General features: G+C 54.5%; 31 protein-coding genes. All 31 read left to right on the forward strand.

The annotated features are described in order from the left end of the window. Positions 1-12 precede the first annotated feature (12 nt). Positions 13-4,212, forward strand: coding sequence for a DNA-directed RNA polymerase subunit beta' (gene rpoC / locus ABH909_RS06675; protein ID WP_007896632.1), 4,200 nt, complete (start codon positions 13-15; stop codon positions 4,210-4,212). A 216-nt stretch (positions 4,213-4,428) separates the two neighbouring features. Further along, positions 4,429-4,800: a 30S ribosomal protein S12 gene (gene rpsL / locus ABH909_RS06680; RefSeq protein ID WP_002555494.1), complete on the forward strand. Its 372-nt coding sequence runs from the start codon at positions 4,429-4,431 to the stop codon at positions 4,798-4,800. 118 nt (positions 4,801-4,918) lie between these two features. Beyond that, complete coding sequence (gene rpsG / locus ABH909_RS06685) at positions 4,919-5,389, forward strand: 30S ribosomal protein S7 (protein ID WP_002555493.1); 471 nt, start codon at positions 4,919-4,921, stop codon at positions 5,387-5,389. 30 nt (positions 5,390-5,419) lie between these two features. After that, a complete protein-coding gene (gene fusA, locus ABH909_RS06690; RefSeq protein ID WP_083375647.1) occupies positions 5,420-7,525 on the forward strand; it encodes an elongation factor G in 2,106 nt (701 codons plus the stop codon). A 31-nt stretch (positions 7,526-7,556) separates the two neighbouring features. Continuing rightward, positions 7,557-8,750, forward strand: coding sequence for an elongation factor Tu (gene tuf, locus ABH909_RS06695; RefSeq protein ID WP_007896660.1), 1,194 nt, complete (start codon positions 7,557-7,559; stop codon positions 8,748-8,750). Positions 8,751-8,907: 157 nt separating this feature from the next. After that, a complete protein-coding gene (gene rpsJ / locus ABH909_RS06700; protein ID WP_003186070.1) occupies positions 8,908-9,219 on the forward strand; it encodes a 30S ribosomal protein S10 in 312 nt (103 codons plus the stop codon). An 80-nt stretch (positions 9,220-9,299) separates the two neighbouring features. Then, a complete protein-coding gene (gene rplC, locus ABH909_RS06705; protein ID WP_003186059.1) occupies positions 9,300-9,935 on the forward strand; it encodes a 50S ribosomal protein L3 in 636 nt (211 codons plus the stop codon). 12 nt (positions 9,936-9,947) lie between these two features. Beyond that, on the forward strand, positions 9,948-10,550 hold the full coding sequence (gene rplD, locus ABH909_RS06710) for a 50S ribosomal protein L4 (RefSeq protein WP_007896707.1): 603 nt from the start codon (positions 9,948-9,950) through the stop codon (positions 10,548-10,550). Then, positions 10,547-10,846, forward strand: coding sequence for a 50S ribosomal protein L23 (gene rplW, locus ABH909_RS06715; RefSeq protein WP_002555488.1), 300 nt, complete (start codon positions 10,547-10,549; stop codon positions 10,844-10,846). Before rplD ends, rplW begins: the two co-directional genes overlap by 4 nt. Before the next feature lie 14 nt (positions 10,847-10,860). Then, positions 10,861-11,685 (forward strand): 50S ribosomal protein L2, encoded by an 825-nt coding sequence (rplB, locus tag ABH909_RS06720; RefSeq protein WP_003176423.1) that lies wholly within the window; start codon positions 10,861-10,863, stop codon positions 11,683-11,685. A 16-nt stretch (positions 11,686-11,701) separates the two neighbouring features. Continuing rightward, entirely contained in the window at positions 11,702-11,977 is a 276-nt protein-coding gene (gene rpsS / locus ABH909_RS06725) for a 30S ribosomal protein S19 (protein WP_002555486.1), read from the forward strand. A 13-nt stretch (positions 11,978-11,990) separates the two neighbouring features. Next, positions 11,991-12,323, forward strand: a complete 333-nt coding sequence (gene rplV / locus ABH909_RS06730) for a 50S ribosomal protein L22 (protein ID WP_003103908.1) — start codon at positions 11,991-11,993, stop codon at positions 12,321-12,323. A gap of 13 nt (positions 12,324-12,336) precedes the next feature. Next, entirely contained in the window at positions 12,337-13,023 is a 687-nt protein-coding gene (gene rpsC, locus ABH909_RS06735; RefSeq protein ID WP_003176422.1) for a 30S ribosomal protein S3, read from the forward strand. Positions 13,024-13,035: 12 nt separating this feature from the next. Further along, complete coding sequence (rplP, locus tag ABH909_RS06740; protein ID WP_007896757.1) at positions 13,036-13,449, forward strand: 50S ribosomal protein L16; 414 nt, start codon at positions 13,036-13,038, stop codon at positions 13,447-13,449. After that, positions 13,449-13,640 (forward strand): 50S ribosomal protein L29, encoded by a 192-nt coding sequence (gene rpmC, locus ABH909_RS06745; protein ID WP_008030901.1) that lies wholly within the window; start codon positions 13,449-13,451, stop codon positions 13,638-13,640. Before rplP ends, rpmC begins: the two co-directional genes overlap by 1 nt. A gap of 2 nt (positions 13,641-13,642) precedes the next feature. Further along, entirely contained in the window at positions 13,643-13,909 is a 267-nt protein-coding gene (gene rpsQ / locus ABH909_RS06750) for a 30S ribosomal protein S17 (RefSeq protein WP_003176419.1), read from the forward strand. A gap of 23 nt (positions 13,910-13,932) precedes the next feature. Further along, positions 13,933-14,301 (forward strand): 50S ribosomal protein L14, encoded by a 369-nt coding sequence (gene rplN / locus ABH909_RS06755; RefSeq protein ID WP_002555479.1) that lies wholly within the window; start codon positions 13,933-13,935, stop codon positions 14,299-14,301. A gap of 11 nt (positions 14,302-14,312) precedes the next feature. Continuing rightward, a complete protein-coding gene (gene rplX / locus ABH909_RS06760) occupies positions 14,313-14,627 on the forward strand; it encodes a 50S ribosomal protein L24 (RefSeq protein WP_003176416.1) in 315 nt (104 codons plus the stop codon). Between the two features lie 20 nt (positions 14,628-14,647). Then, positions 14,648-15,187, forward strand: a complete 540-nt coding sequence (gene rplE, locus ABH909_RS06765) for a 50S ribosomal protein L5 (protein ID WP_003176415.1) — start codon at positions 14,648-14,650, stop codon at positions 15,185-15,187. A gap of 13 nt (positions 15,188-15,200) precedes the next feature. Beyond that, positions 15,201-15,506: a 30S ribosomal protein S14 gene (gene rpsN, locus ABH909_RS06770; RefSeq protein WP_003176414.1), complete on the forward strand. Its 306-nt coding sequence runs from the start codon at positions 15,201-15,203 to the stop codon at positions 15,504-15,506. A gap of 210 nt (positions 15,507-15,716) precedes the next feature. Further along, on the forward strand, positions 15,717-16,109 hold the full coding sequence (gene rpsH / locus ABH909_RS06775; protein WP_003186040.1) for a 30S ribosomal protein S8: 393 nt from the start codon (positions 15,717-15,719) through the stop codon (positions 16,107-16,109). Positions 16,110-16,121: 12 nt separating this feature from the next. Then, complete coding sequence (gene rplF / locus ABH909_RS06780) at positions 16,122-16,655, forward strand: 50S ribosomal protein L6 (protein ID WP_003176412.1); 534 nt, start codon at positions 16,122-16,124, stop codon at positions 16,653-16,655. Positions 16,656-16,665: 10 nt separating this feature from the next. After that, the gene (gene rplR / locus ABH909_RS06785) at positions 16,666-17,016 is read left to right on the forward strand and encodes a 50S ribosomal protein L18 (protein ID WP_003186037.1); all 351 of its coding nucleotides are present in this window, start codon (positions 16,666-16,668) and stop codon (positions 17,014-17,016) included. Positions 17,017-17,019: 3 nt separating this feature from the next. Continuing rightward, positions 17,020-17,520, forward strand: a complete 501-nt coding sequence (gene rpsE / locus ABH909_RS06790; RefSeq protein WP_003186035.1) for a 30S ribosomal protein S5 — start codon at positions 17,020-17,022, stop codon at positions 17,518-17,520. Positions 17,521-17,522: 2 nt separating this feature from the next. Continuing rightward, positions 17,523-17,699, forward strand: coding sequence for a 50S ribosomal protein L30 (gene rpmD / locus ABH909_RS06795; protein WP_003186033.1), 177 nt, complete (start codon positions 17,523-17,525; stop codon positions 17,697-17,699). Between the two features lie 3 nt (positions 17,700-17,702). Next, the gene (gene rplO, locus ABH909_RS06800) at positions 17,703-18,140 is read left to right on the forward strand and encodes a 50S ribosomal protein L15 (RefSeq protein ID WP_007896782.1); all 438 of its coding nucleotides are present in this window, start codon (positions 17,703-17,705) and stop codon (positions 18,138-18,140) included. Beyond that, positions 18,141-19,469, forward strand: a complete 1,329-nt coding sequence (secY, locus tag ABH909_RS06805) for a preprotein translocase subunit SecY (protein WP_007896784.1) — start codon at positions 18,141-18,143, stop codon at positions 19,467-19,469. Positions 19,470-19,496: 27 nt separating this feature from the next. Further along, positions 19,497-19,613, forward strand: a complete 117-nt coding sequence (rpmJ, locus tag ABH909_RS06810) for a 50S ribosomal protein L36 (protein ID WP_002555468.1) — start codon at positions 19,497-19,499, stop codon at positions 19,611-19,613. A gap of 130 nt (positions 19,614-19,743) precedes the next feature. Further along, positions 19,744-20,100 carry a 30S ribosomal protein S13 gene (gene rpsM / locus ABH909_RS06815; protein WP_003186020.1) on the forward strand — a complete coding sequence of 119 codons (357 nt, stop codon included), beginning with the start codon at positions 19,744-19,746 and terminating at the stop codon, positions 20,098-20,100. Positions 20,101-20,130: 30 nt separating this feature from the next. Continuing rightward, on the forward strand, positions 20,131-20,520 hold the full coding sequence (rpsK, locus tag ABH909_RS06820) for a 30S ribosomal protein S11 (protein ID WP_002555466.1): 390 nt from the start codon (positions 20,131-20,133) through the stop codon (positions 20,518-20,520). An 18-nt stretch (positions 20,521-20,538) separates the two neighbouring features. Beyond that, a complete protein-coding gene (gene rpsD, locus ABH909_RS06825; RefSeq protein WP_003176404.1) occupies positions 20,539-21,159 on the forward strand; it encodes a 30S ribosomal protein S4 in 621 nt (206 codons plus the stop codon). Positions 21,160-21,170 lie beyond the last annotated feature (11 nt).

A 21,170-nucleotide genomic window follows, 5' to 3' on the forward strand; every position in this document is an offset into this window, starting at 1 on the left:
GGAGGAAAGGCCTTGAAAGACCTACTGAATTTGCTGAAAAACCAGGGTCAAGTCGAAGAGTTCGACGCCATCCGTATTGGATTGGCATCGCCTGAGATGATCCGTTCGTGGTCGTTCGGTGAAGTTAAAAAGCCGGAAACCATCAACTACCGTACGTTCAAACCTGAGCGTGACGGCCTGTTCTGCGCCAAGATCTTTGGCCCGGTAAAGGATTACGAGTGCCTGTGCGGTAAGTACAAGCGCTTGAAGCACCGTGGTGTGATCTGCGAGAAGTGCGGCGTTGAAGTCGCGCTGGCCAAAGTTCGTCGTGAGCGCATGGCGCACATCGAACTGGCCTCGCCAGTTGCCCACATCTGGTTCCTGAAATCGCTGCCGTCCCGTATCGGCTTGCTGATGGACATGACCCTGCGTGATATCGAACGCGTTCTCTACTTCGAGAGCTATGTCGTTATCGATCCAGGCATGACCACCCTTGAAAAAGGTCAGCTGCTCAACGACGAGCAGTACTTCGAAGCGCTGGAAGAGTTTGGCGACGATTTCGATGCCCGCATGGGTGCCGAAGCTGTCCGTGAACTGCTGCACGCTATCGACCTGGAACACGAGATTGGCCGCCTGCGTGAAGAAATTCCGCAAACCAACTCCGAAACCAAAATCAAGAAGCTGTCCAAGCGTCTGAAGTTGATGGAAGCCTTCCAGGGTTCCGGCAACCTGCCAGAGTGGATGGTGCTGACCGTTCTGCCGGTTCTGCCGCCAGATCTGCGTCCACTGGTCCCGCTGGATGGCGGTCGCTTCGCGACTTCCGACCTCAATGATCTGTATCGTCGAGTGATCAACCGTAACAACCGCTTGAAGCGTCTGCTCGATCTGTCCGCTCCGGACATCATCGTGCGCAACGAAAAGCGTATGTTGCAGGAAGCCGTCGATGCACTGCTCGACAACGGTCGTCGTGGCCGCGCTATCACTGGTTCCAACAAGCGTCCTCTGAAATCCCTGGCTGACATGATCAAGGGTAAGCAGGGTCGTTTCCGTCAGAACTTGCTCGGTAAGCGTGTTGACTACTCCGGTCGTTCGGTAATTACCGTAGGTCCGACCCTGCGTCTGCACCAGTGCGGTCTGCCGAAGAAGATGGCTCTGGAGCTGTTCAAGCCGTTCATTTTCGGCAAGCTGGAAATGCGTGGTCTTGCTACCACCATCAAAGCTGCCAAGAAGATGGTCGAGCGCGAGCTGCCAGAGGTTTGGGACGTTCTCGCTGAAGTGATTCGCGAACACCCGGTTCTCCTCAACCGTGCACCGACCCTTCACCGTCTGGGTATCCAGGCGTTTGAACCGGTACTGATCGAAGGTAAGGCTATCCAGCTGCACCCTCTGGTCTGTGCTGCGTACAACGCCGACTTCGACGGCGACCAAATGGCCGTGCACGTACCGCTGACGCTGGAAGCCCAGTTGGAAGCGCGTGCGTTGATGATGTCGACCAACAACATTCTGTCGCCAGCCAACGGTGAGCCAATCATCGTTCCGTCGCAGGACGTTGTATTGGGTCTGTACTACATGACTCGTGAAGCGATCAACGCCAAGGGCGAAGGTCGTGTGTTCGCGGATCTGCAGGAAGTTGACCGTGTATTCCGTGCCGGCGAAGCCGCACTGCACGCCAAGGTCAAAGTGCGGATCAACGAAACCGTTAACGATCGTGATGGTGGCAGCGTCAAGAACACCCGTATCGTCGACACCACTGTCGGCCGTGCGCTGTTGTTCCAGGTTGTTCCACCAGGCCTGTCGTACGACGTCGTCAACCAGCCGATGAAGAAAAAAGCGATCTCCAAGCTGATTAACCAGTGCTACCGCGTGGTTGGTTTGAAAGAGACCGTGATCTTCGCTGACCAGTTGATGTACACCGGTTTTGCTTATTCGACCATCTCCGGCGTTTCCATCGGTGTTAACGACTTCGTTATCCCGGATGAAAAAGCCCGCATCATCGGCGCTGCTACCGACGAAGTGAAAGAGATCGAAAGCCAGTACGCCTCCGGCCTGGTAACCCAGGGCGAGAAGTACAACAAAGTGATCGACCTTTGGTCCAAGGCGAACGACGAAGTTTCCAAGGCGATGATGGCCAACCTCTCGAAAGAGAAAGTCATCGACCGTCATGGCGTCGAAGTCGACCAAGAGTCTTTCAACTCGATGTACATGATGGCCGACTCGGGCGCACGGGGTTCTGCTGCGCAGATCCGTCAGCTCGCCGGTATGCGTGGCCTGATGGCCAAGCCGGATGGTTCCATCATCGAAACGCCGATTACTGCAAACTTCCGTGAAGGTTTGAGCGTACTTCAGTACTTCATCTCCACTCACGGTGCTCGTAAAGGTTTGGCGGATACCGCGTTGAAAACTGCGAACTCCGGTTACCTGACTCGTCGTCTGGTAGACGTGGCGCAGGATCTGGTAGTAACCGAGATCGATTGCGGCACCGAACATGGCCTGGTAATGACTCCGCACATTGAAGGCGGTGACGTTGTTGAGCCACTGGGTGAGCGCGTATTGGGTCGTGTCATTGCCCGTGACGTATTCAAGCCGGGTACCGAGGAAATCATCGTTCCTGCCGGCACTCTGGTAGACGAGAAGTGGGTCGAGTTCATCGAGCTGAACAGCATCGACGAAGTGATCGTGCGTTCGCCGATCAGCTGCGAAACCCGCTACGGCATTTGCGCCAAGTGCTACGGCCGTGACTTGGCTCGTGGTCACCAGGTGAACATCGGTGAAGCGGTCGGCGTTATCGCTGCTCAGTCCATCGGTGAGCCGGGTACCCAGCTGACGATGCGTACGTTCCACATCGGTGGTGCGGCAAGCCGGACCTCCGCAGCCGACAGTGTTCAGGTGAAGAATGGCGGTACCGTCCGTCTGCATAACCTGAAGCACGTTGAGCGAGTGGATGGTTGCCTGGTTGCTGTGTCCCGTTCCGGTGAGCTGGCAATCGCTGATGACTTCGGTCGTGAGCGCGAGCGTTACAAGCTGCCGTACGGTGCTGTGATTTCGGTTAAAGAAGGTGACAAGGTCGACGCTGGCGCAATCGTGGCCAAGTGGGATCCGCACACTCACCCAATCGTTACCGAAATGAAAGGTACCGTGACCTACGTGGGCATGGAAGAAGGCATCACGATCAAGCGTCAGACTGACGAATTGACCGGTATGACCAACATTGAAGTACTCGACGCCAAAGATCGTCCAGCTGCCGGTAAAGATATCCGTCCTGCTGTGAAGATGGTTGATGACAACGGCAAGGATCTCTTGCTGCCGGGTACCGACGTAATTGCTCAGTACTTCCTGCCTGCTAACGCCTTGGTCGGTGTAGCGGACGGTGCGAAAATCGCGATCGGTGATGTTATCGCTCGTATTCCGCAAGAGACTTCGAAGACCCGTGACATCACCGGTGGTCTGCCGCGTGTTGCCGACTTGTTCGAAGCTCGTCGTCCCAAAGAAGCCTCGATTCTGGCTGAAGTCAGTGGCACCATCGCGTTCGGTAAAGAGACCAAAGGCAAGCGCCGTCTGGTTATCACCCCGAACGACGGTAGCGATCCGTACGAAGAGCTGATTCCGAAGTGGCGTCACCTGAACGTCTTCGAAGGCGAACAGGTAAACCGCGGCGAAGTTATCTCCGACGGCCCGAGCGATCCACACGACATCCTGCGTTTGCTGGGTGTGAGTGCGCTGGCCAAGTACATCGTGAACGAGATCCAGGACGTTTACCGTCTGCAAGGCGTGAAGATCAACGACAAGCACATCGAGACCATCCTGCGTCAGATGCTGCGTAAAGTTGAAATCGCTGAATCCGGCGATTCCAGTTTCATCAAGGGTGACCAGATGGAATTGACTCACGTTCTGGTAGAGAACGAGCGTCTGGCTGGCGACGAGAAATTCGTTTCCAAGTTCACTCGCGTACTGCTGGGTATCACCAAGGCGTCGTTGTCCACCGAATCGTTCATCTCGGCGGCTTCCTTCCAGGAAACCACTCGCGTACTGACCGAAGCGGCGGTAACCGGCAAGCGCGATTACCTGCGCGGCCTGAAAGAAAACGTAGTCGTGGGTCGTTTGATCCCGGCGGGTACCGGTCTGGCTTACCACAGCGAGCGCAAGCGTCGCCGTGATGCTGACAAACCGTTGCGCGTAAGCGCCAGTGAAGTGGAAGCTGCACTGACCGAAGCACTGAACTCGAGCGGTAACTGAGTTCTGCGGTAAATGAGCGTAAGGCCCTGGCCGTTCCGTTCATCGAATCGAGACAATTTGTCGAGGTTGGATGAGCGGGGAGGTCGGGGCCTTTCCTTGACTGGGGGCAAGATCCTCTTTAGACTCTTGTACCCCTAAATTTGGCGGGAATTCGTTCCTGCCATTTTGCTTTTCTTGCAAGACAATAGCGTCGCAAGACAACAGTGGAGCTAGTAGATGGCAACTATCAACCAGCTGGTACGTCAGCCGCGTAAGCGTATCGTCGAGAAATCCGACGTGCCTGCGCTGCAGAACTGCCCGCAACGTCGTGGCGTATGCACCCGTGTGTATACCACCACGCCGAAAAAACCTAACTCGGCACTGCGTAAAGTATGCCGTGTGCGTCTGACCAACGGTTTCGAGGTTTCCTCGTACATCGGCGGTGAAGGCCACAACCTGCAAGAGCACAGCGTGGTACTGATTCGCGGCGGTCGTGTAAAAGACTTGCCAGGTGTTCGTTACCACACCGTACGCGGTTCTTTGGATACTTCCGGCGTTAAAGGTCGTAACCAGGGTCGTTCGAAGTACGGTACCAAGAAGCCTAAGTAGTAGTGGCTTTTTGTAAAAACTGATTTTCTATTTTTCTGAGTCGATAAGAGTAAGGTCGGAGGCGTCCCGAAAGGGCACCGATTCCGAGCGAACCTGAAGACCGTTTGAGGGCTTATCCATGCCAAGAAGACGCGTAGCAGCCAAGCGCGAAGTGCTTGACGATCCAAAATACGGCAGCCAAATCCTGGCCAAGTTCATGAACCACGTTATGGAAAGCGGCAAGAAAGCCGTTGCCGAACGTATCGTTTATGGCGCGCTGGAAAAGGTTAAAGAACGCAAGAACAGCGATCCCCTGGAAATCTTCGAGAAAGCTCTCGACGCCATCGCTCCGCTGGTCGAAGTAAAGTCGCGCCGTGTAGGCGGTGCTACTTACCAGGTTCCGGTCGAAGTTCGTCCGTCCCGTCGTAACGCTCTGGCAATGCGCTGGTTGGTAGACTTCGCCCGTAAGCGCGGCGAGAAGTCTATGGCTCTGCGTTTGGCTGGCGAACTGTTGGACGCTGCCGAAGGCAAAGGTGCTGCAGTTAAGAAGCGTGAAGACGTGCACCGTATGGCTGAAGCCAACAAGGCTTTCTCGCACTACCGCTTCTAATTTTTGCGTCACTAATTTTGCGAGGGCTTTATGGCTCGTACTACACCGATTAACCGCTACCGTAACATTGGTATCGTTGCTCACGTGGATGCTGGTAAAACCACCACCACCGAGCGCGTCCTTTTTTACACTGGCAAAAGTCACAAAATGGGCGAGGTGCATGACGGCGCCGCGACCACGGACTGGATGGTGCAGGAGCAGGAGCGTGGTATTACCATTACTTCTGCTGCAATCACCGCCTTCTGGCAGGGTTCCGAGAAGCAGCACAAGGACCAATACCGCTTCAACGTCATCGACACCCCGGGCCACGTTGACTTCACTATTGAAGTTGAGCGTTCCCTGCGTGTTCTCGACGGCGCGGTCGTTGTGTTCTGCGGCACCTCGGGTGTTGAGCCTCAGTCGGAAACCGTATGGCGTCAAGCCAACAAGTACGGCGTTCCACGTCTTGTTTACGTAAACAAGATGGACCGTGCTGGTGCCAACTTCCTGCGCGTGATCGGTCAGATCAAGCAGCGTCTGGGTCACACTCCGGTGCCAATCCAGTTGGCCATCGGTTCCGAAGACAACTTCCAGGGTCAGATCGATCTGATGGCCATGGAAGCTGTTTACTGGAATGACTCTGACAAAGGCATGGTTCCAGTTCGCAAGCCTATCCCTGCTGAACTGCAGGAACTGGCTGACGAGTGGCGCGGCAACATGGTTGAGGCTGCGGCCGAAGCCAGCGAAGAGCTGATGAACAAGTACCTCGAAGGTGAAGAACTCACCAACGCGGAAATCAAGGCCGCTCTGCGTCAGCGTACTATCGCTGGTGAGATCGTTCTGGCTGTTTGCGGTTCTTCCTTCAAGAACAAGGGTGTTCCCCTGGTTCTCGACGCCGTGATCGACTACCTGCCGGCTCCTACCGATATTCCTGCCATCAAGGGTACTGACCCTGATGACGAGACCAAGGAAATGGAGCGTCACGCAGACGACAGCGAGCCGTTCTCGGCTCTGGCGTTCAAGATCGCTACCGACCCATTCGTGGGTACCTTGACCTTCGTTCGAGTTTACTCGGGCGTGTTGGCCTCCGGCGACGGCGTGATCAACTCGGTTAAAGGCAAGAAAGAGCGCGTGGGTCGTATGGTGCAAATGCACGCAAACGCCCGTGAAGAAATCAAGGAAGTGCGCGCTGGTGACATCGCGGCCTTGATCGGCATGAAGGACGTCACCACTGGTGAAACTTTGTGCAACGCTGACAAGCCAATCATCCTGGTTCGCATGGACTTCCCGGAGCCGGTTATTTCGGTTGCCGTAGAGCCTAAGACCAAGGATGACCAGGAAAAAATGGGTATCGCTCTGGGCAAGCTCGCTCAGGAAGATCCATCTTTCCGCGTCAAGACTGATGAAGAGACTGGTCAAACGATCATCTCCGGCATGGGCGAGTTGCACCTGGACATCCTGGTTGACCGGATGCGCCGTGAGTTCAACGTCGAAGCCAACATCGGCAAGCCTCAAGTTTCGTACCGTGAGCGCATCACGAAGAGCTGCGAGATTGAAGGCAAGTTCGTTCGCCAGTCCGGCGGTCGTGGCCAGTTCGGTCACTGCTGGATTCGTTTTGCTCCTGCTGACGAAGGTCAGGAAGGTCTGCAATTCCTGAACGAAGTAGTGGGTGGTGTGGTTCCTAAGGAATACATCCCGGCTATCCAGAAGGGTATCGAAGAGCAGATGAAGAACGGCGTTGTTGCCGGCTATCCGCTGATCGGCCTGAAGGCTACCGTGTTTGATGGTTCCTACCACGACGTCGACTCCAACGAGATGGCGTTTAAAGTGGCTGCTTCCATGGCAACCAAGCAACTGGCCCAGAAGGGCGGTGGTGAGTTGCTTGAGCCGATCATGGCGGTAGAGGTTGTTACGCCTGAAGACTATATGGGTGACGTGATGGGCGACCTTAACCGTCGTCGCGGCATGATCCTGGGTATGGAAGACACGGTCTCCGGCAAAGTGATTCGCGCCGAAGTTCCGCTGGGTGAGATGTTCGGTTATGCGACCGACGTCCGTTCCATGTCCCAAGGTCGCGCAAGCTACTCTATGGAATTCAAAAAATACAATACAGCTCCGTCGCATATCGTCGAAACTGTTACCAAAAAACAAGGCTGATTCAGCCCCTTTAGGCTAGGAGTTAATTGTCGTGGCTAAAGAAAAATTTGACCGTACCCTCCCGCACGTCAACGTTGGCACCATCGGTCACGTCGACCACGGTAAAACCACGCTGACCGCTGCTCTGACTCGCGTCTGCTCCGAAGTTTTCGGTTCGGCCGTTGTTGCTTTCGACAAAATCGACAGCGCTCCGGAAGAAAAGGCTCGTGGTATCACCATCAACACCGCGCACGTTGAATACAACTCGCTGATCCGTCACTACGCTCACGTTGACTGCCCGGGTCACGCTGACTATGTGAAGAACATGATCACCGGTGCTGCTCAGATGGACGGCGCTATCCTGGTTTGCTCGGCCGCTGATGGTCCGATGCCACAAACCCGTGAGCACATCCTGCTGTCCCGTCAGGTTGGCGTTCCATACATCGTTGTCTTCCTGAACAAGGCTGACATGGTTGACGACGCTGAGCTGCTGGAACTGGTTGAGATGGAAGTGCGCGATCTGCTGAGCACTTACGACTTCCCAGGTGACGACACTCCGATCATCATCGGTTCGGCTCTGATGGCTCTTAACGGCCAAGACGACAACGAAATGGGCACTACTGCCGTTCGTAAACTGGTTGAGACTCTGGACAGCTACATCCCGGATCCAGTCCGTGTTATCGACAAGCCGTTCCTGATGCCAATCGAAGACGTATTCTCGATCTCCGGTCGCGGTACTGTTGTAACTGGTCGTATCGAGCGCGGTATCGTCAAGGTTCAGGATCCACTGGAAATCGTTGGTCTGCGTGACACTACCGTCACCACCTGTACCGGTGTTGAAATGTTCCGTAAGCTGCTCGACGAAGGTCGTGCTGGCGAGAACTGCGGCGTTCTGCTGCGTGGTACCAAGCGTGACGACGTTGAGCGTGGCCAGGTTCTGGTTAAGCCAGGTTCGGTTAAGCCGCACACCAAGTTCGAAGCTGAAGTCTACGTTCTGAGCAAAGAAGAAGGCGGTCGTCACACTCCGTTCTTCAAAGGCTATCGTCCACAGTTCTACTTCCGTACTACTGACGTGACTGGTAACTGCGAACTGCCGGAAGGCGTTGAAATGGTAATGCCGGGCGACAACATCAAAATGGTTGTCACTCTGATCAAGACCATCGCAATGGAAGACGGTCTGCGTTTCGCTATCCGTGAAGGCGGTCGTACCGTCGGCGCTGGCGTTGTAGCCAAAATCATCGAGTAAGCTCTTTTTTGAGTAAGCTTCGATGAGTTGAAAAAGCCCCCGCTTAGCGGGGGCTTTTTTATTGGGTTGACACCTATATGGGGCGTCTATAGAATTGCGCCTCCTTTTAACGGGCGTATTGCGCTCGGTGGGAATAGCAGCCGGAGTCTGAAATCCAATGCAAAATCAGCAAATCCGTATCAGGTTGAAGGCTTTTGACCATCGCCTGATCGACCAATCCACCCAGGAAATCGTGGAAACCGCGAAACGTACTGGTGCTCAAGTGCGTGGTCCAATTCCACTGCCTACCCGTAAAGAGCGGTTCACCGTTCTGGTCTCCCCGCACGTCAACAAAGACGCGCGTGACCAGTACGAGATCCGTACTCATAAGCGCGTTCTGGACATCGTCCAGCCAACGGATAAAACCGTTGATGCACTTATGAAGCTTGATCTTGCGGCCGGTGTGGAAGTGCAGATCAGCCTCGGCTAAGACTCGGTCTTAGTCGTGTAACGCTCTGAAATGGGCGGCCATAGCGGGTGAAAGCCCCGTACACTCATGAGGTTTACAACATGACTATTGGTGTAGTCGGTCGTAAATGCGGTATGACCCGTATTTTCACCGAAGAAGGTGTCTCCATTCCGGTCACGGTCATTGAGATCGAGCCGAATCGCGTCACCCAGTTCAAAACTGAAGAGACCGATGGCTATCGTGCAGTGCAAGTCACTGTAGGCGAGCGTCGTGCTTCGCGTGTTACAGCTGCTCAGGCTGGCCACTTCGCTAAAGCGAACGTTGCCGCTGGTCGTACCGTAATGGAATTCCGTCTTGAAGAAGGCGAGTACCAGGCCGGCGATCTGATCAACGCTGAAATCTTCGCTGCTGGTCAACTGGTTGATGTAACCGGTCAGTCCAAAGGTAAAGGCTTCCAGGGTACGATCAAGCGTTGGAACTTCCGTGGGCAAGATAATACCCACGGTAACTCCGTGTCCCACCGCGTTCCAGGCTCTATCGGCCAGTGCCAGACTCCTGGTCGTGTATTCAAGGGCAAAAAAATGTCCGGTCATATGGGCGCTGAGCGCGTGACCGTGCAGTCCCTCGAAGTAGTGCGCGTGGACGCTGAACGCAATCTGTTGTTGGTCAAGGGTGCTGTTCCTGGCGCTACTGGCGGCAACTTGGTTGTACGTCCAGCAGCCAAGGCTCGCGGTTAAGGGGAAGCTGACATGCAATTAAATGTAAATGACGCTCAAGCGATCGAAGTTTCCGAACTGACATTTGGCGGCGAATTCAACGAGACGCTGGTTCACCAAGCAGTCGTGGCCTATATGGCCGGCGGCCGTCAAGGTAGCAAGCAGCAAAAGACCCGTTCCGACGTTCGTGGTGGCGGTAAGCGCCCATGGCGTCAGAAAGGTACTGGCCGTGCTCGTGCCGGTACTATCCGTAGCCCAATCTGGCGTGGCGGCGGTACCACTTTCGCAGCTCGTCCTCAGGATCACACCCAGAAGCTGAACAAGAAGATGTATCGCGCAGCAATGCGTTCCATCCTTGCTGAGCTGGTGCGTACTGATCGTCTGGTTGTGGTTCAGGACTTCGCTGTTGATGCACCGAAGACCAAAGATCTGCTGAACAAACTGACCGGCATGGGTCTGACTGACGTCTTGATCGTGTCTGAAGTGGTTGATCAGAACCTGTACCTGGCTGCTCGCAACCTGCCACACGTTGATGTACGTGACGTGCAAGGTTCCGATCCAGTTAGTCTGATCGCATACGACAAGGTGTTGATCACCGTGTCGGCCGTGAAGAAATTCGAGGAGCTGCTGGGATGAACCAGGAACGCGTATTTAAAGTTCTGCTTGGCCCGCACGTTTCCGAGAAGGCTACGGTTCTGGCTGACAAGAAAGGCCAGTTCGTTTTCAAGGTTGCAACTGATGCAACCAAGCTGGAAATCAAGAAGGCCGTCGAAAGCCTGTTCAGCGTGAAAGTAGAGCGTGTTACTACCCTGAATGTTCTGGGTAAGAGCAAGCGCACTGCTCGCGGTCTGGGCAAGCGTAATGACTGGAAGAAGGCAGTTATCTCCCTTCAGCCAGGCCAAGATCTCGATTTCAGCAGCAGTGCTGAGTAAGGAAGGGGTGCATCATGGCAATCGTTAAATGCAAACCGACTTCCCCTGGCCGCCGTTTTGTGGTCAAGGTGGTCAACCAGGAGCTGCATAAAGGCGCTCCTCACGCACCGCTGCTCGAGAAAAAATCGAAGACTGGTGGTCGTAACAACAATGGTCGTATTACCACTCGTCACATCGGTGGTGGCCATAAGCAGCATTATCGTCTGGTCGATTTCCGTCGCAACGACAAAGATGGCATCTCTGCCACTGTCGAGCGTATTGAATACGATCCAAACCGTACTGCTCACATCGCTCTGCTGCTGTACGCAGATGGCGAGCGTCGCTACATCATCGCCCCTAAAGGCGTGAGTGCTGGTGACCAGCTGATCGCAGGTGCTTTGGCACCGATCAAGCCGGGCAACGCTCTGCAACTGCGTAACATTCCAGTTGGTAGCACCGTACACGGCATCGAATTGAAGCCAGGTAAAGGCGCACAAATCGCTCGTTCCGCTGGTGCTTCGGCTCAGCTGATCGCTCGTGAAGGTGTCTACGTGACCCTGCGTCTGCGTTCTGGTGAGATGCGTAAAGTGCTGGCTGAATGCCGCGCGACCCTGGGTGAAGTCTCGAACTCCGAGCACAGCCTGCGTTCGCTGGGTAAAGCTGGTGCCAAACGCTGGCGTGGCGTTCGCCCAACCGTTCGTGGTGTTGCCATGAACCCGGTTGACCACCCACATGGTGGTGGTGAAGGTCGTACCTCTGGTGGTCGTCATCCGGTATCGCCATGGGGCTTCCCGACTAAGGGCGCGAAGACTCGTGGTAATAAGCGTACCGACAAAATGATCGTCCGTCGTCGCAAGTAAATAGAGGGATACGACAGTGCCACGTTCTCTGAAAAAAGGTCCTTTTATTGATCTTCACCTACTGAAGAAGATCGAAGTGGCGGCGGAAAAGAACGATCGCAAACCAGTTAAGACCTGGTCGCGTCGTTCGATGATCCTGCCACAAATGGTCGGTCTGACCATTGCAGTGCATAACGGTCGTCAACATGTTCCAGTTCTCGTGAACGAAGACATGGTCGGCCACAAACTGGGCGAGTTTGCCGGTACCCGCACATATCGTGGGCACGTGGCAGACAAGAAAGCCAAGCGTTAAGGGGTAAGGAACGATGGAAGTAGCCGCTAAGTTGTCGGGCGCTCGAATCTCCGCCCAGAAAGCCCGCTTGGTCGCCGACCAGATCCGCGGGAAGAAGGTGGGCGAAGCGCTCAACCTGTTGGCTTTCAGCAGTAAGAAAGCCGCCGAGATCATGAAGAAAGTGCTGGAGTCGGCCGTAGCCAACGCCGAGCATAACGAAGGCGCAGACGTTGATGACCTTAAAGTCAGCACCGTTTTCGTCAACGAAGGGCGTTCGCTGAAGCGAATCATGCCACGTGCCAAAGGCCGTGCTGATCGCATCGTCAAGCGGTCTTGCCATATCACTGTCAAGGTTGCTGACAAGTAACGGAGTCGAAGAGATGGGTCAGAAAGTACATCCCATTGGCATTCGCCTGGGAATCGTCAAGGAGCACACCTCCGTCTGGTACGCAGACGGTCGGACTTATGCGGACTATTTGTTCGCTGATCTGAAGGTGCGTGAGTATCTCCAAGACAAACTAAAAAGCGCGTCCGTAAGCCGTATCGATATCCATCGTCCGGCTCAGACTGCACGTATCACCATCCATACTGCTCGTCCGGGTATCGTTATCGGGAAGAAAGGTGAAGATGTTGAGAAACTGCGTCAGGACCTGACCAAGCAAATGGGTGTGCCTGTGCACATCAATATCGAAGAGATCCGCAAGCCGGAGCTCGACGGTATGCTGGTTGCGCAGAGCGTAGCTCAGCAGCTGGAGCGTCGCGTAATGTTCCGTCGCGCTATGAAGCGCGCTGTTCAGAACGCCATGCGCATTGGTGCCAAAGGCATCAAAATCCAAGTGAGCGGTCGTCTCGGCGGTGCTGAAATCGCACGTACTGAATGGTATCGCGAAGGTCGTGTGCCATTGCACACCCTGCGTGCCGACATCGACTATGCCAACTACGAAGCTCACACCACTTACGGTGTGATCGGTGTAAAGGTTTGGATCTTCAAAGGCGAAGTAATTGGTGGTCGCCAAGAAGAACTGAAACCACAAGCACCAGCGCCTCGTAAAAAAGCTGCTAAGTAAGGGGTACGCCAAATGTTGCAACCAAAGCGTACGAAGTTCCGCAAGCAGATGACAGGCCACAACCGTGGTCTGGCTCAGCGCGGTAGCAAAGTCAGCTTCGGCGAGTTCGCGCTGAAGTCTGTAGCTCGTGGTCGTCTCACCGCTCGTCAGATCGAGTCAGCGCGTCGTGCTCTGACCCGTCACGTTAAACGTGGCGGCAAGATCTGGATCCGTGTATTCCCGGACAAGCCTATTTCCAAAAAGCCACTCGAAGTTCGGATGGGTAAAGGTAAGGGTAGTGTGGAGTACTGGGTAGCCCAGATTCAGCCAGGCAAAGTCCTGTATGAAATCGAGGGCGTTTCTGAAGAGCTGGCGCGTGAGGCTTTTGCCCTGGCTGCTGCAAAGCTGCCGCTCGCCACCGCTTTTGTTAAACGGACGGTGATGTGATGAAAGCGAATGAACTTCGTGAAAAAGACGCGCCGCAGCTTAACGAGCAACTGCTCGGCCTGCTGCGCGACCAGTTCAATCTGCGGATGCAGAAGGCAACTGGCCAGTTGGGGCAGTCTCACCTGCTCCGGCAAGTTAAGCGTGACATCGCTCGCGTGAAGACTGTGCTCAAACAGCAGGCAGGTAAGTAATCATGGCTGAAGCCGAAAAAACCGTCCGTACGCTGACTGGCCGTGTTGTCAGCGACAAAATGGACAAGACCATCACCGTTCTGATCGAGCGTCGCGTTAAGCACCCGATCTACGGTAAATACGTTAAGCGTTCGACTAAGCTGCACGCGCACGACGAAACCAATCAGTGCCACATCGGCGACAAAGTCACTATTCGTGAAACTCGTCCTTTGGCCAAGACCAAGTCTTGGGCGCTGGTTGATGTTCTCGAACGCGCTGTGGAAGTCTAAGGACTAGGGGTCGGAGAAATTATATGATTCAGACTCAATCCATGCTCGATGTGGCCGATAACTCTGGCGCTCGCCGTGTTATGTGCATCAAGGTGCTGGGTGGCTCCCATCGTCGTTACGCTGGTATCGGTGACATCATCAAAGTTACCGTGAAGGAAGCAATTCCTCGCGGTAAAGTGAAAAAAGGCCAGGTGATGACTGCTGTTGTAGTCCGCACTCGTCACGGCGTACGTCGTGCTGATGGCTCCATTATCCGCTTTGATGGCAACGCTGCTGTTCTTCTGAACAACAAGCAAGAGCCGATCGGCACCCGTATCTTTGGGCCAGTGACCCGTGAACTTCGTACTGAGAAGTTCATGAAGATCGTCTCGCTCGCCCCAGAAGTGCTGTAAGGAGATCCGACATGCAAAAGATTCGTCGTGACGACGAGATCATCGTGATCGCCGGCAAAGACAAAGGTAAGCGCGGTAAGGTGCTTAAGGTTCTCGCTAATAACCGTCTGGTTATTGGTGGTCTGAACCTGGTTAAGCGTCATACCAAGCCTAACCCGATGTCGGGCGTACAAGGCGGTATCGTCGAAAAAGAAGCTCCACTGGACGCTTCTAACGTCGCCATTTTCAACGGCGAAACCAACAAGGCTGATCGCGTTGGTTTCAAAGTAGAAGACGGCAAGAAAATTCGTGTCTTCAAGTCGACCCAAAAAGCGGTTGATGCTTGAACACTGCTAGGTAGAAGACCATGGCACGACTAAAAGAGATTTACTGGAAGGAAATCGCACCGAAGCTTAAGGAAGAACTTAAGCTTTCGAACGTGATGGAAGTTCCACGCGTTACCAAAATCACCCTGAACATGGGTCTGGGCGAAGCGGTCGGTGACAAAAAAGTCATCGAGCACGCTGTTGCTGATCTGGAAAAGATCACCGGTCAGAAAGTCGTTGTGACTTACGCTCGGAAATCCATCGCTGGCTTTAAAGTCCGTGAAGGTTGGCCGATCGGCGTCAAAGTGACTCTGCGCCGTGAGCGTATGTATGAATTCCTGGATCGTCTGCTGTCGATCTCCCTGCCTCGGGTTCGCGACTTCCGCGGCCTGAATGCCAAGTCCTTCGATGGTCGTGGTAACTACAGCATGGGCGTTAAAGAGCAGATCATCTTCCCGGAAATCGACTACGACAAGATCGATGCTCTCCGCGGTCTGGACATTACCCTGACCACCACTGCCAAGAACGATGATGAAGGTCGCGCTCTGCTGCGCGCTTTCAAATTCCCGTTCCGCAACTGATTGGAGTAGGAAAATGGCCAAGATGAGCATGAAAAACCGCGAGCTGAAGCGTCAGCTCACGGTTGCCAAGTACGCCAAAAAGCGTGCAGCACTGAAAGCTATCATCGTTGATCTGAACGCAAGTCCAGAAGCACGTTGGGAAGCTACAGTAGCTCTGCAGAAGCAGCCACGTGACGCAAGCGCTTCGCGCATGCGTAACCGCTGCCGCCTGACCGGTCGTCCACACGGCGTTTACCGCAAGTTCGGCCTCGGTCGTAACAAGCTGCGTGAAGCTGCTATGCGTGGTGACGTACCTGGTCTGGTTAAAGCCAGCTGGTAAGCACTATCAAAGTCTCGGTGTTCGGGATCGCAAGATCCTGACCATCGGTGACCTTGAACTTGAATCAAGCCCCTATTGGGGCTTGATTCATTTGTGGGGTGTGTCTAGAATACCCGGCTCGCCTGAGCCCGTGCTTTTTTCGCGCGGATGTACTCGGCGACACGTAGTAGCCGCAAGGCTAATTTTTTGTGTATTAGGAGCGTCTAGCCCATGAGTATGCAGGACCCGTTAGCGGACATGCTAACTCGAATCCGTAATGCCCAGATGGCTGAAAAGTCCGTCGTAAGCATGCCATCTTCTACTTTGAAGGTAGCTGTTGCCAAAGTCCTGAAGGACGAAGGTTACATTGCGGGTTATCAGATCAGCAGCGAAATCAAACCACTGCTGTCCATCGAGCTGAAGTACTTCGAAGGCCGTCCGGTCATCGAGGAAGTGAAGCGCGTTAGCCGTCCAGGCCTGCGTCAGTACAAGTCCGTCGATGATCTGCCAAAAGTTCGTGGCGGTCTCGGTGTGTCTATCGTCTCCACCAACAAAGGTGTGATGACGGATCGTGCTGCGCGCGCTGCCGGTGTCGGCGGCGAAGTTCTTTGCACTGTGTTCTAAGGGGGGATAAGCATGTCACGCGTCGCTAAGAACCCCGTTAAGCTGCCAGCCGGTGTCGAAGTCAAATTCGCAGGCCAACAGCTTTCGGTGAAGGGTGCCAAGGGTACTCTCGAACTGAACATCCATTCGTCCGTTGAGATCGTTGAAGAAGCTGGTGAGCTGCGTTTCGCTGCTCGCAATGGCGATCAACAAACTCGCGCAATGGCTGGTACCACTCGTGCGTTGGTTAACAACATGGTCCAAGGCGTAAGCCAAGGCTTCGAGCGCAAGCTCCAGCTGGTCGGTGTTGGTTACAAAGCGCAAGCAAAAGGCACAGTGCTGAACCTGGCTCTTGGCTTCTCGCACCCAGTGGATTATGAACTGCCGGAAGGCATCACCGCTGAGACTCCTAGCCAGACCGACATCCTGATCAAGGGCATCGATAAGCAGCTGGTAGGTCAAGTGGCCGCCGAGATCCGCGACTTCCGTCCACCAGAGCCGTACAAAGGCAAAGGTGTGCGCTACGCGGACGAAGTCGTCCGTCGTAAAGAAGCCAAGAAGAAGTAGGGCATAGCAAATGACCGACAAAAAAGTTACTCGACTGCGTCGCGCTCGCAAAGCACGCCTGAAAATGCACGAACTCGAAGTCGTGCGTCTCTGCGTGTTCCGCTCGTCGCAGCACATCTACGCCCAGGTCATTTCGGCCGACGGCAACAAAGTCCTGGCAAGTGCCTCGACTTTGGATAAAGAACTGCGTGATGGCGCCACTGGCAACATCGACGCGGCCACTAAGGTTGGCCAGCTGGTCGCTACGCGTGCTAAAGCCGCTGGCGTCTCGCAGGTGGCTTTCGACCGCTCTGGCTTCAAGTACCACGGCCGCGTCAAGGCGCTGGCTGATGCTGCTCGTGAAGCTGGGCTGGAGTTCTAAGTTATGTCAAATAACGACCAAAAGCGCGACGAAGGCTACATCGAGAAGCTGGTTCAAGTTAACCGCGTAGCCAAAACCGTTAAAGGCGGCCGTATCTTCACTTTCACCGCGTTGACCGTGGTTGGTGATGGTAAAGGGCGTGTTGGCTTCGGCCGTGGCAAGTCGCGTGAAGTGCCTGCTGCGATCCAGAAGGCAATGGAAGCTGCTCGCCGCAACATGATCCAAGTTGATCTGAACGGCACCACTCTGCAGTACGCAATGAAGTCCGCCCATGGCGCTTCTAAGGTGTACATGCAGCCTGCTTCTGAAGGTACCGGTATCATCGCTGGCGGCGCTATGCGTGCTGTCCTCGAAGTTGCTGGCGTTCAGAACGTTCTGGCCAAGTGCTACGGCTCGACTAACCCGGTAAACGTGGTTCACGCCACTTTCAAAGGTTTGAAAGCTATGCAGTCTCCTGAATCCATTGCCGCCAAGCGTGGCAAAAGCGTCAAGGAGATCTTCTGATCATGGCTACCGTTAAAGTTACGCTGATCAAAAGCATGACCGGCCGCATCCCTAACCACAAACTGTGCGTTAAGGGTCTGGGTCTGCGTCGCATCGGTCACACTGTAGAAGTACTTGATACTCCCGAGAATCGCGGGATGATCAACAAGGCTTACTACATGCTGCGTGTCGAGGGTTAATCGATGAAACTCAATGATCTGAGTCCAGCGCCGGGTTCCCGTCGCGAAAAGCATCGTCCGGGCCGTGGTATCGGTAGTGGTTTGGGCAAGACCGGTGGCCGTGGCCACAAAGGTCAGTCCTCCCGCTCCGGTGGCACCATTGCTCCAGGCTTTGAAGGCGGTCAGCAGCCGCTGCATCGTCGCCTGCCGAAGTTCGGTTTCGTTTCTCTGAAAGCCATGGATCGCGCAGAAGTGCGTTTGTCCGAGTTGGCTAAAGTGGAAGGCGACATCGTCACCGTGCAATCCCTGAAAGATGCCAACGTGATCAACGTCAACGTTCAGCGTGTGAAAATCATGCTGTCCGGCGAAGTTACTCGCGCTGTCACCATCGGAAAGGGAATCGGCGCCACCAAAGGTGCGCGTGCGGCTATCGAAGCAGCTGGCGGCAAGTTCGAGGAATAAATGGCTAAGCAAGGTGCTCTCTCTGCGCTCGGCAAAGGCGGTATGTCTGAACTCTGGGCTCGTCTGCGTTTTCTATTCTTGGCGATTATCGTCTACCGAATAGGCGCACACATCCCGGTTCCAGGTATCAACCCGGACCGACTCGCGGACCTGTTTCGACAGAATGAGGGGACCATTCTTAGCTTGTTCAACATGTTTTCCGGCGGCGCGCTGGAGCGGATGAGCATCTTTGCGCTGGGGATCATGCCGTATATTTCGGCATCGATCATCATGCAACTGATGACCGCCGTCAGCCCGCAGCTGGAACAGTTGAAGAAGGAAGGTGAAGCTGGGCGTCGCAAGATCGCTCAGTACACCCGCTACGGCACTGTCGTCCTCGCTCTCGTTCAGGCAATTGGCATGTCCATTGGTCTGGCAGGGCAGGGCGTTGCGTTCACTGGTGACTTTGGCTTCCATTTCGTCGCGGTATCCACGTTTGTGGCTGGTGCGATGTTCATGATGTGGCTGGGTGAGCAGATTACTGAGCGTGGTGTTGGCAACGGTATCTCGATGTTGATTTTCGCAGGTATCGTCGCCGGTCTTCCGAGAGCGATCGGGCAGTCTTTCGAGTCTGCGCGTCAGGGTGATATCAATATTTTTGCCCTGGTTGCCATCGGTTTGCTGGCAGTAGCGATTATCGGTTTCGTGGTGTTCATTGAGCGTGGTCAGCGTCGTATTGCTGTTCACTACGCCAAGCGTCAGCAGGGCCGTAAGGTCTTTGCTGCGCAGACTAGCCACTTGCCGTTGAAAGTGAACATGGCCGGTGTTATTCCGGCCATTTTCGCGAGCAGCATTTTGCTGTTCCCGGCTTCGTTGGGTACCTGGTTCGGTCAGTCTGAAGGTATGGGCTGGCTGCAGGACATCTCGCAGTCGATCGCTCCTGGTCAGCCGTTGAATATTCTGCTGTTTAGTGCAGGGATTATTTTCTTCTGCTTCTTCTATACGGCGTTGATGTTCAATCCGAAAGACGTAGCGGAAAACCTGAAGAAGTCCGGTGCCTTTATTCCGGGCATTCGTCCAGGTGAGCAGTCTGCGCGCTACATTGATGGCGTTCTGACTCGTTTGACCCTGTTCGGTGCTCTATATATGACGGCCGTGTGTCTGTTGCCCCAGTTCCTGGTGGTTGCGGCAAACGTTCCGTTCTACCTTGGCGGGACCTCGTTGCTGATCGTCGTCGTGGTTGTGATGGACTTCATGTCCCAAGTACAATCGCACCTCGTTTCGCACCAGTACGAATCCCTGATGAAGAAAGCCAACCTGAAGGGTTACGGCAGCGGCATGTTGCGCTGAGTACCCATAAGGTTCGAGGAGTTGGTGATGAAAGTTCGTGCATCGGTGAAAAAGCTGTGCCGTAACTGCAAGATTATTCGCCGCGAAGGTGTTGTTCGAGTAATTTGCAGCGCGGAACCGCGTCACAAACAGCGCCAAGGCTGAGTGTGATTGTGCTTCAAGCCCGGCAGCTAGTGCGCTGCCGGGTTGATTATTTGTTATTACAGCGATATTATCTCGCGCCCTATTTCTTGGCTTCCGGGGCGTAGGTAGCTGTCAATTGGAGTCCCACTGAATGGCCCGTATTGCAGGCGTTAACATTCCAGATAACAAGCATACTGTTATCTCGCTGACCTACATCTATGGTGTTGGTCGCACTACTGCACAGAAAATTTGTGCAGTGACTGGGGTAAACCCAGCCGCAAAGATCAAAGATCTGAGCGACGAGCAGATTGAACAGCTGCGTGGCGAAGTGGCGAAGTTCACCACTGAAGGTGACCTGCGTCGCGAAATCAACATGAAAATCAAGCGTTTGATGGACCTCGGTTGCTATCGCGGTCTGCGTCATCGTCGTGGTCTTCCAGTGCGCGGTCAGCGTACCAAGACTAACGCGCGTACCCGTAAAGGTCCGCGTAAGCCGATCCGCAAGTAATCGCCCCAGCGAATCGACAGGAAATTAATCATGGCTAAACCTGCTGCTCGTCCTCGTAAAAAAGTTAAAAAGACAGTGGTTGATGGCATCGCCCACATCCATGCTTCTTTTAACAACACAATCGTGACCATCACCGACCGTCAAGGCAACGCTCTTTCCTGGGCTACCTCCGGTGGTTCGGGTTTCCGCGGTTCCCGCAAGTCCACCCCGTTCGCTGCTCAGGTAGCTGCTGAACGTGCTGGTCAAGCTGCGCTGGAATACGGTCTGAAAAACCTCGACGTCAATGTCAAAGGTCCAGGCCCAGGTCGTGAATCCGCAGTCCGCGCTTTGAACGGCTGTGGCTACAAGATCGCCAGCATCACCGACGTGACGCCAATCCCGCACAACGGGTGCCGTCCGCCGAAGAAGCGCCGCGTGTAATCCAGGAGATTGTAAAGAATGGCTCGTTACATTGGTCCAAAATGCAAACTCGCTCGTCGCGAAGGCACCGATCTCTTTCTGAAGAGCGGCGTGCGCGCGATCGAATCGAAGTGCAACATTGAAGCAGCACCTGGCATCCACGGCCAACGCCGCGGTCGCCAGTCCGATTACGGCACCCAACTGCGTGAAAAGCAGAAGGTCCGTCGTATCTACGGCGTTCTCGAGCGTCAATTCAGCGGCTACTACAAAGAAGCTGCTGGCAAGAAAGGCGCAACTGGCGAAAACCTGTTGCAGCTGCTCGAATGCCGTCTGGACAACGTTGTATACCGTATGGGTTTTGGCTCTACTCGTGCCGAATCCCGTCAGCTGGTATCGCACAAGTCGATCAGCGTTAACGGTCAGACCGTAAACGTTCCGTCTTACCAGGTTCGTGCTGGTGACGTGGTCGCAGTTCGCGAGAAAGCAAAGAACCAACTTCGCATTGTCCAAGCTCTCGATCTGTGTGCCCAACGTGGCCGCGTAGAATGGGTAGAAGTAGACACTGAGAAGAAGTCGGGCGTTTTCAAGAACGTTCCTGCTCGCAGTGATCTGTCCGCCGACATCAACGAAAGCCTGATTGTCGAGCTCTACTCCAAGTAAGGGCTAGAAAA

It is taken from the genome of Pseudomonas sp. BS3782 TE3695, assembly GCF_050435305.1.
Classification (GTDB): domain Bacteria; phylum Pseudomonadota; class Gammaproteobacteria; order Pseudomonadales; family Pseudomonadaceae; genus Aquipseudomonas.